The following is an 8,777-nucleotide window of genomic DNA, read 5'->3' on the forward strand; positions in this document are numbered from 1 at the left end:
AGCAAGCCGCACCGTCCAAACCGTCTGCGACGCGATCGGCCAAATTCTCAACCGCATCACACCGACAGAATGCTCACACTACTTCGAAAACTCCGGCTATGACCGAAACTAATCTCATCACGCTCTAAATATCGGTTCACACCGCGCGCCTCGCAGGATTTGCGAGATGTCTGGCACACCATCGCAATCGACAACGAAAAGGCAGCGGACAAGCTGCTGATGCGCATCTTCGACAAGCTGGATCTGGCGGCTCAGCACCCCAGGATAGGAGCAGCCCGCCCGGAATTGAGTGCAACAGCCCGAGTGCTGATCGAAGGCCGCTACATCGTCATCTACGAACCACAGTCGGATGGTGTCCTAGTCGTGGCGATTGTCCACGGGATGCGCGATCCAGAACACTGGCTGTAGACCGAAAGAAGCGAACATCCATATGGAAAGGGCGGCTCGTGGCCGCCCTTTCGCTTCTTATCGGACCGGCGCCTACTTCGCGTTGGGGTTCGGCATCCAGGCAGGCATGGCGACATCGGCGTGGGCGAACTGCGGCAGCTTGGCCGACAGGTCCTCCATGTTCTTGATGTCCTTGTCGATCAGCTCTTTCTGGGTGATCAGCGTCGGCGGCACGATGACGTTGTGGCCGGGATCTTCACCGGCAAGCAACTGCGCCAGGGCGCGCACCGAGACCTGGCCGACGACGGCCGGGTTGGTCGCGGCGGTCGCCGCCCAGGCACTATCGGGCTCGCGCATCGCCGCGATGTCGGACGTGGAAATGTCGGCCGAATAGATCTTGATCTTCTTGTTCAGGCTCGCTTCGTCGACGGCGATCTTCACGCCCTTGGCGAATTCGTCATAAGGGGCGAACATCACGTTGATGTCGGGGTGCGCCGACAGCACCGAGCGTCCCTGGTTGGCGACGGAGTTGGCGATCGGATTGTCGAGCGTGCCGAACATGGCGGCTTCCTTGATGCCGGCATATTTCTTCTTCACGTCGACCCAGGTTTCGTTGCGGCGGTCGAGCGGCGCGATGCCGGCGACGTAGACATAGCCGGCGTTCCAGCTTTCGCCATTGTCCTTGACCGCCTGTTCGAGCGCTAGGCGCGCCAGGTCCTTGTCCGACTGTTCGATCTGCGGGATCTTGGGGTTTTCGACATTGACGTCGAAGGCCACCACCTTGATGCCGGCGTCGACGGCACGCTGGGCCGCGTCCTTCATCGATTCCGTCAGGCCGTGCTGGATGATGATGCCCTGCACGCCGAGCGCAATGGCCTGGTCGACCATGTCGGCCTGAAGGGCGGCGTCCTGGCGGCTGTCGAGCACGCGCAGGTCAATGCCGAGCGCCTTCGACTGCGCCTCGACGCCCGACAGATAGGCCTGGAAGAAGTCGCCGGTCGAGAGATAGCGCACCAGCGCGATCTTGACGCCGGGCTTGTCGAACGGCGCCGGCTTATCGGCGGCCAATGCCGGGACCTGCATCAGCATGGTTGCGCCGGCGAGCCCGAGCGCCACTTTCCCCAGAAGTCTTCTTGTGATGTTCACCTTGTTTTCCTCCACTTTTGTTGAACCCAAAATCCTATCCGGCCGAATGCTAGTTCCTGCCCCTGCCCGAAAGGGCAAAGGTGAAGACAAGGGCGACGACCAGAACCACGCCCTTGACGAAATCCTGCGTGTAGTAGGGCGCGTTCATCATCGTCAGGCCCTGCAGCAAGATGCCGACGAACAGCGCGCCGATGGCGGTGCCGAAGGCGTTCGGCTTGGCGGCGCCAAGCACCGCGTAGCCGATCAGCGCCGCGGCAACCGCATCGAGCAGCAGATTATTACCCGAGGCGATGTCGCCGCGTCCAAGCCGGGCGGCGAGCAAAATGCCGCCGATAGAGGCAAAAACTCCTGAAATAACGTAGGCCCAGATCTTGTATGCCTTGACAGGCGCGCCGGCGAGTTCGGCGGCGCGCTCATTGGAGCCGACGGCGTACATCATGCGGCCGAAGCGGGTGTATTCGAGGAAGAACCAGATCAGCACGGCCAGCACCAGAAGCACGACCACCGACACCGGAATGAGGTTCGGGATGAAGAAATCGAAGCGGTGGCGGCCAAGCGCCAGGAAGGCATCGGAGAACTTGCCGTTGGCGACCGAGCCGTCGGGCATGGTCATGCCGGTGGCGATCGAGCGGCCTTCTGTCGGGATGCGCTGCAGGCCGACCAGGAGGAACATCATGCCTAGCGTCGCCAGCAGGTCCGGCACGCGCATGTAGACGATCAGCCAGCCATTGATCAGGCCGACAAAGGCGCCGATCAACAAGCAGATGATGACCGCCACGAACGCGTTCTGCTCCAGCACCACCATGACATAGGCCGCCGCCATCATGGCCGAGGTCGCAACCGAACCGATCGACAGGTCGAAGCCGCCGACCACCAGGGTGGCGGTAACACCGAGCGCCAGCACGCCGGTGATGGCGACCGACTGGAAGATGAAGACGGCACTTTGCGGCGAGACGAATCCGTCGGCGGCGATCGCGAAATAGGCGACCAATCCGAACAACAGCACGATGAATCCATAGCGGATGGCGTGGTCGCGCAGCGTCATTCCGCGCACCCCGGCGCCGCTGCGGTTTTTACCCAACTCCAACCCATGATCTCTCCATTCCAATTCCATCGGCCGCCACGCTCAGGCAGCGCTGTGCAGCGGTCCGCCCGCGACCTCGGCCAGCAGGCGATCTAGATCGACATCGGCGTTGCGGTGTTCGCCGACGATTGTGTGCTCCGACATCACCAGGATGCGGTCGGCCGTCTCCAGCGCTTCGTCGAGTTCGGTGACGAACAAAAGCGTGGCGCGGCCATTGGCGCTTGCCCTCAGCTTGGCTGCGATGTCGCGCCGGGCCGAAATGTCGACGCCCTGGAACGGCTCGTCGAGGATGAACAGCGCGGCATTCTGGGCCATCCAGCGGGCGACCATCACCTTCTGCTGGTTGCCGCCGGACAATGCCGACATGTCATCCTTCTCGGAGCGGCAGACGATGCCGAGCTGCTCGATCTGCCGGCGCGCGGTGGCGCGTTCGAGGCGGCGCTTGAGCACGCTGAAATTCGACATACGCTTCAGGAAAGGCAAGCTGACATTGCGCTCGATGTTGAAGCCGCCGACAATGCCGCTGGTGGCGCGATCCTTGGCGACGAGGAACACGCCGGCGGCGATCGCGTCGCCCGCCGAGCGCGGCGCGTAAGGCTTGCTGTTCATCGTCATGGTGCCGGCGAGTGATCGGCGCACGCCGAACAGCGTCTCGGCAAGAGCGGTCTTGCCGACACCGACGAGACCGGTGATGGCGACCACTTCGCCATCGCCAAGGGTCAGCGAGATCGGCCGGGCGCCCTGCGCGATCCGCAGGCCTTCGACGCTCAGGACCGCCCTGGCGGAACTCCTGGCGACGACACGGTCGAGATGGATCTTGCGGCCGAGCATGGCGTTGACCGCGCCTTCATAGTCGAGCGGCTTGATGTCGAAGGCGCCGGAGACGACACCGTCGCGCATCGAGACGATGCGGTCCGCGAGCCGCCTGATGTCCGACATGCGGTGCGAGATATAGAGGATCGCCACGCCTTGCTCGCGCAGCCGGTCGACCAGCGCGAACAGCCTGTCGGCTTCGGCGCTGGAGAGCGACGAGGTCGGCTCATCGAGGATCAGCACCTTCGGCTGGTGTGCCAGCGCACGGGCAATCGCCACCATCTGGCGATCGGCGAGCGAAAGGTCGCTGACGCGCGCCTTCAAATCGATGGCCAGCCCCATGCGGTCGGCGACCGCCTTGGCTTCGCGGCGCACGCGGGCGGGATTGAACAGGGTCGGCGCGCCTTTGCCGCTCAGCCTGTCGAGGGTGAGATTGGTGGCGACGTCGAGATCGGCGACGACACCGTCATTGATGTTCTGGTGCACGGTGACGACGCCGGCGCGGATCGCTTCCGCCGGCGTGTTCGGCGCAAAATCCTGCCCGGCAAGCGTCATCGTGCCGCCGCCACCCTCGTAGACGCCGCTGACGATCTTGACGAGGGTGGATTTACCGGCGCCGTTGGCGCCCATCAGCACGGTCACTTCACCGGCATGGAGGTCCAGCGCGATGCCGCCAAGCACCTCGTTGCGGCCAAAGGATTTCCTCAGTCCCTCTACGCGGAACACGGCATTGCCGACCATGCGTTCCTCCCTGACCATGACGCTATGGTCAATATCGGCAATTGTCAACACGATTGACAATTGCCAGACGGCTTCCTAGCTTGGCCTCGCCGTCAAGGCTCCCTTATGATGGGAGCACACAGGCGGGAGGGACAAGGATGACTGGGAAATTGCCGTTCGAAGCATTGTCGGTGGAGACGCTCGCAACACGTCTCGGCACGAACGAAGCGCTGTGCTCGAAGATCGGCAAGGATGCGAGCGCCTGGAAGGTCCGCGAGGTCGGGGACGGCAATCTGAACCTGGTGTTCATCGTCGAGGGTGCTAGCGGCGGCGCCATCGTCAAGCAAGCCCTGCCCTATGTCCGGCTCGTCGGCGACAGCTGGCCACTCCCCTTGAAGCGCTCCTTCTTCGAATACCACGCGCTGACCCGGCAGGAGGCGCGCGCGCCGGGCTCGGTGCCGGCGATCTACTACTTCGACGAGGTCCAGGCGCTGATCATCATGGAATATCTGTCGCCGCACATCATCCTGCGGCGGGCGCTGATCGAAGGCCGGCAGTTGCCGAACATTGCCCGGGATATCGGCCTGTTCATGGCCCGCACCCTGTTCCGCGGCTCCGACCTGTCGATGGTGACCAAGGAGCGCAAGGCGGACCTGGCGCTGTTCGCGGACAATGTCGAGCTTTGCGACATCACCGAGAACCTGGTGTTCACAGACCCGTATTTCGACGCCAAGATGAACCGCCACACCAGTCCGCAGCTCGACGGTCTGGTGGCGGAACTGCGGGCCGACCGCGACCTCAAGGTGGAGGCGCAGCGGCTGAAGCATCTCTTCACCGCCAATGCCGAAACGCTGCTGCATGGCGACCTGCATTCCGGCTCGATCATGGTCACCGATCAGGAAACGCGGATGATCGATCCGGAGTTCGCCTTCTACGGTCCGATGGCGTTCGACACCGGCATGCTGCTCGCCAATTTCTGGATGTCGTTCTTCTCGCAACGCGGGCATGAACAGAAGGGCAAGCGCGACGCCATGCGCGCCTATCTGCTCGATGTCGTCGTCGAGACATGGGCAGTGTTCCGCGCCGAGTTCTCGCATCTGTGGCGCACCGAGCGCACCGGCATGCTCTACCAGAAGAGCCTGTTCGAGGATCAGGGCGACATACTCGCCGCCGAGCAGGCGCTCGACGATGTGCTGCACCAGATCTGGACCGATCTGCTCGGCTTTGCCGGCATCGAGGTGCACAGGCGCATCCTCGGCCTCGCCCACAATGCCGACTTCGAGACCATTGCCGATGAAGATCTGCGCGCCAGTTGTGAGGCGAAGGCACTGAAATTCGGCCGCCACATCGCCGTCAACCGGCGCCAGATTCACAGCATCGACGAGGTCAACAATCTGGCCGCGCTGATCGAACAGGAGAACAGCATTTGAACGTCGGCGACCGCCACTATCGGACCATCTGGCTCAGCGACGACGGCCGCTCGGTGGAGATCATCGACCAGCGCTGGCTGCCGCATGAATTCCGCATCGAGAAGCTTGGCACGGTCGCCGGCATCGCCACCGCGATCCGCGACATGTGGGTGCGCGGCGCACCGTTGATCGGGGTCACCGCGGCCTATGGCGTCGCCATGCAAATGGCGCACGATCCGTCCGACGAAGCGCTCGACAGCGTGTGGGAAACACTGCACGAGACACGACCGACGGCGATCAACCTGCGCTGGGCGCTGGACGAGATGCGGCGTTTCCTGCGGCCGTTGCCGGCCGGACAACGCGCCGCTGCCGCCTATCGGCGCGCCAGTGAAATCGCCGACGAGGATGTCGGGCTCAACCGCGCCATCGGCGAGAACGGTCTCGCCATCATCAAGGACATCGCGGCGCGCAAGCAGCCCGGCGAGCCGGTCAATATCCTCACCCACTGCAATGCCGGCTGGCTGGCGACTGTCGACTACGGCACAGCCACCTCACCGATCTATCTCGCTGTAGAAGCCGGCATTCCGGTCCATGTCTATGTCGATGAAACACGCCCGCGCAACCAGGGCGCCCAACTGACCGCCTGGGAAATGGCCGGCCATGGCGTGCCGCACACGCTGATCGTCGACAATGCCGGCGGCCATCTGATGCAGCGCGGCGCGATCGACATGGTCATCGTCGGCACCGACCGCACGACAGCCGACGGCGATGTCTGCAACAAGATCGGCACCTATCTGAAGGCGCTCGCCGCAGCCGACAACGACGTGCCGTTCTACGTCGCGCTGCCCTCTCCCACCATCGACTGGACGGTGGGCGACGGCCTCGCCGAAATCCCGATCGAGGAGCGCTCGGGCGACGAGGTGTCGCTGGTCTGGGGCAAGACCGCCAAGGGCGAGATCGCCCAGGTGCGTGTGTCGCCCGAAGCGACGCCGGCAAGGAACCCCGCCTTCGACGTGACGCCGGCACGGCTGGTGACCGGACTGATCACCGAGCGCGGCATCGCCAAGGCATCGCGCGAAGGGCTGAAGGCGATGTTCCCCGAGCGGGCATAGCACAGCGGCGGATCGTTCCGGCGGATGTTGACAGCATGGCGCGCTCATGCGGCCCAACGGTGTTGAAAAAGCCTATTTGCTGATGAAACAGAGTAAGACTCGTGCTAGTAATTGCGTTGACTGAGGCTCATATACGTGAGCGGGACGCTTACATTTCAATGAAAAACACACAGCGGAGGGTTATATCTGTGAGCAAATATACCGAGATCAAAACTTGGGGACCGCGACAACCTTCAAGTGGCGTAAATACTTCAGTCGGGCCGAGACAGCCGGCCCCGCCGCCACCACCGCCACCGCCAACCAAAAAATAGGAACGGCTTTGGCCAAGAAAGCGGGTACTGGACAGGGCAAGAGCGCTAAGAGGGAGAGCCGTTCTGGCCAAACCGTTCCGAAGAAGGCTGCCTCGGGTGCTGGCCAGCGCTTGCATGCTGGCCCGCGCCAGCCAAAGCCTGAACGAATAGATAAGCCTGGGCGGGATGAAAAGCCGGGAAAGAAGGAACGCTAGTGGCCAGGGACGTAGATAATGTACGGTTTAACGCCCTTCGGAACGCCCTCTATCACACAGGGCGCCGCCGGGCGTTCGAACGCTGGAACCGCTTCTTCAACTTCCTAGTAGTTTTGCTTGGCGCGGCTGCCATGAGTGACGTCGCGCACCGCTTCGGCGTTGATCAGTTGTGGATTGGGGCAGCTGTTTCAGCTGTAGCGGCAGCGCAGCTGGTCTTTGATTTTGGTCGCTCTGCACGCGATCATCAGGCACTTCAGCGAGACTACTACAACCTTCTCGCTGAGATTGATGAATGCATTAATTGCGACGAGGACAAATGTGCGGCATGGGCAAGCAAAATGACGCGAATCGCTGGAGACGAGCCACCTGTTTTACGCGCAATAGACGCCAAGGCGTACAATGATGCTCTCGACGCCATTGATAAATATGGTTCTGGGGAGCACCTTTATATACCGTTTTACCAAAAGATCCTCGGAAGCATATTTGCCTTCGACGGATACAACTATCGAAAGCTCTCTGAACTCCCTAACTACTCTGCTCAAATAGCTACGAAATAGGTAGACTATTTCTTGACCTGTAGCCGGGCGCGTCGCGACCGTCGAAAAGGCAGGCCTCGTGCGAAGGTCTGAAGGCTATATTTCCCTAACGAGCGTGACAGCCAAGACTTCCATCCGTCCTGCCTAGTAGAGCGGCTTGCCCATGTGCTTCGGCGTCGGCCATTGCGCCGTGATGCCGGGCTGCACCGGCCGTTCGAGGTAGGTCGCCAGAACCACGTAGCTGCGCGTCGAGGTGACGCCGGGTGTCTCGTAGAGACGCAACAGCAGTCCTTCGAGCGCCTTGGTGTCCTCGGTGCGCACCTTGAGCAGGACGCATGTATCGCCGGCGACGGTGTGGATCTCCTCGACCTCGGGATATTCCGAGATCGCCATCAGTTCCGGGGTCTTGCCCCAGCCACTGGTGTCGATGTGGACGAAGGTGAGCAGCGGCTTTTTCACCGCATTGGGATCGATGATGGCGGCCGTGTTGCGGATGGCGCCGCTGCGCCGAAGCCGTTTGACGCGCTCATGCGCTGCCGGCGGCGACAGGCCGACACGTTCGCCGAGCTCGGCATAACTGACGGTCGCGTCGTCGACCAGAACGCCTAATATCTTTCGGTCGGTCGCGTCGACATCCCGGGCCGCCGGCCTGTTCCGCTGAATGCCATCTGTTTCTTCATCCATGCCGATATTCCCGATTGTCACGGAATTCAATACGGCCATTATGGTGATATGTCGAACAACGATCAAGCTGCAACCTTGAACGCGGACACCAGGCCGCCCATCCCGGCGCTTGCCTATCTCCTGACCGGATGCATCGCCGTGATCGGCTCGAATTCGCTGGTGCTGGGCCCGATCGCTCCGGCGGTGGCCGTATCGTTCGCGACCAGCGTTCCCATGGTGATGACGGCGGCGGCCGCCTTCGGCCTCGGCACATCGGCGAGCGCCCTGTTCCTGGCACGCCATATCGACCGGATCGGCGCGCGCCGGATGCTGCAGGCGGCCTTGCTGCTGCTGGCATTGGCCTTGGTCGCCAGCGCGGCCGCGCCGACGGTGGCCGCGCTG

Annotated in this window: 8 protein-coding genes and 1 pseudogene; 5 read left to right on the top strand and 4 right to left on the bottom strand. The window is 62.5% G+C overall.

The genetic code is table 11. The features are described from left to right. Positions 1 to 111: 111 nt before the first annotated feature. Positions 112 to 408 carry a type II toxin-antitoxin system RelE/ParE family toxin gene (locus O7A61_RS29055; RefSeq protein WP_337132692.1) on the top strand — a complete coding sequence of 99 codons (297 nt, stop codon included), beginning with the start codon at positions 112 to 114 and terminating at the stop codon, positions 406 to 408. 72 nt (positions 409 to 480) lie between these two features. On the opposite strand, the gene O7A61_RS29060 is transcribed toward O7A61_RS29055, so the two are convergent. From O7A61_RS29060 to O7A61_RS29070, 3 genes are all read right to left on the bottom strand, one after another. Further along, positions 481 to 1,533, bottom strand: coding sequence for a substrate-binding domain-containing protein (locus tag O7A61_RS29060; protein ID WP_337132688.1), 1,053 nt, complete (start codon positions 1,531 to 1,533; stop codon positions 481 to 483). A gap of 49 nt (positions 1,534 to 1,582) precedes the next feature. Further along, a complete protein-coding gene (locus O7A61_RS29065; protein ID WP_027142239.1) occupies positions 1,583 to 2,578 on the bottom strand; it encodes an ABC transporter permease in 996 nt (331 codons plus the stop codon). An 81-nt stretch (positions 2,579 to 2,659) separates the two neighbouring features. After that, complete coding sequence (locus tag O7A61_RS29070) at positions 2,660 to 4,171, bottom strand: sugar ABC transporter ATP-binding protein (protein ID WP_337132693.1); 1,512 nt, start codon at positions 4,169 to 4,171, stop codon at positions 2,660 to 2,662. A 137-nt stretch (positions 4,172 to 4,308) separates the two neighbouring features. Here O7A61_RS29070 and mtnK point away from each other — a divergent pair, with 137 nt between their 5' ends. The 3 genes from mtnK (at position 4,309) to O7A61_RS29085 (ending at position 7,733) form a co-directional block, all read left to right on the top strand. Beyond that, positions 4,309 to 5,580 carry an S-methyl-5-thioribose kinase gene (mtnK, locus tag O7A61_RS29075; RefSeq protein WP_337132689.1) on the top strand — a complete coding sequence of 424 codons (1,272 nt, stop codon included), beginning with the start codon at positions 4,309 to 4,311 and terminating at the stop codon, positions 5,578 to 5,580. Continuing rightward, positions 5,577 to 6,671, top strand: a complete 1,095-nt coding sequence (gene mtnA, locus O7A61_RS29080) for an S-methyl-5-thioribose-1-phosphate isomerase (RefSeq protein WP_337106568.1) — start codon at positions 5,577 to 5,579, stop codon at positions 6,669 to 6,671. Before mtnK ends, mtnA begins: the two co-directional genes overlap by 4 nt. Positions 6,672 to 7,175: 504 nt before the next feature. Beyond that, positions 7,176 to 7,733, top strand: coding sequence for a hypothetical protein (locus tag O7A61_RS29085; protein WP_337132690.1), 558 nt, complete (start codon positions 7,176 to 7,178; stop codon positions 7,731 to 7,733). 123 nt (positions 7,734 to 7,856) lie between these two features. On the opposite strand, the gene O7A61_RS29090 is transcribed toward O7A61_RS29085, so the two are convergent. Beyond that, positions 7,857 to 8,396, bottom strand: coding sequence for an Lrp/AsnC family transcriptional regulator (locus tag O7A61_RS29090; RefSeq protein ID WP_337132691.1), 540 nt, complete (start codon positions 8,394 to 8,396; stop codon positions 7,857 to 7,859). Positions 8,397 to 8,444: 48 nt separating this feature from the next. Here O7A61_RS29090 and O7A61_RS29095 point away from each other — a divergent pair. Next, positions 8,445 to 8,777, top strand: a pseudogene (locus O7A61_RS29095) (MFS transporter); the annotation flags it as partial.

It is taken from the genome of Mesorhizobium sp. Cs1321R2N1, assembly GCF_037179725.1.
Classification (GTDB): Bacteria; Pseudomonadota; Alphaproteobacteria; order Rhizobiales; family Rhizobiaceae; genus Mesorhizobium; species Mesorhizobium salmacidum.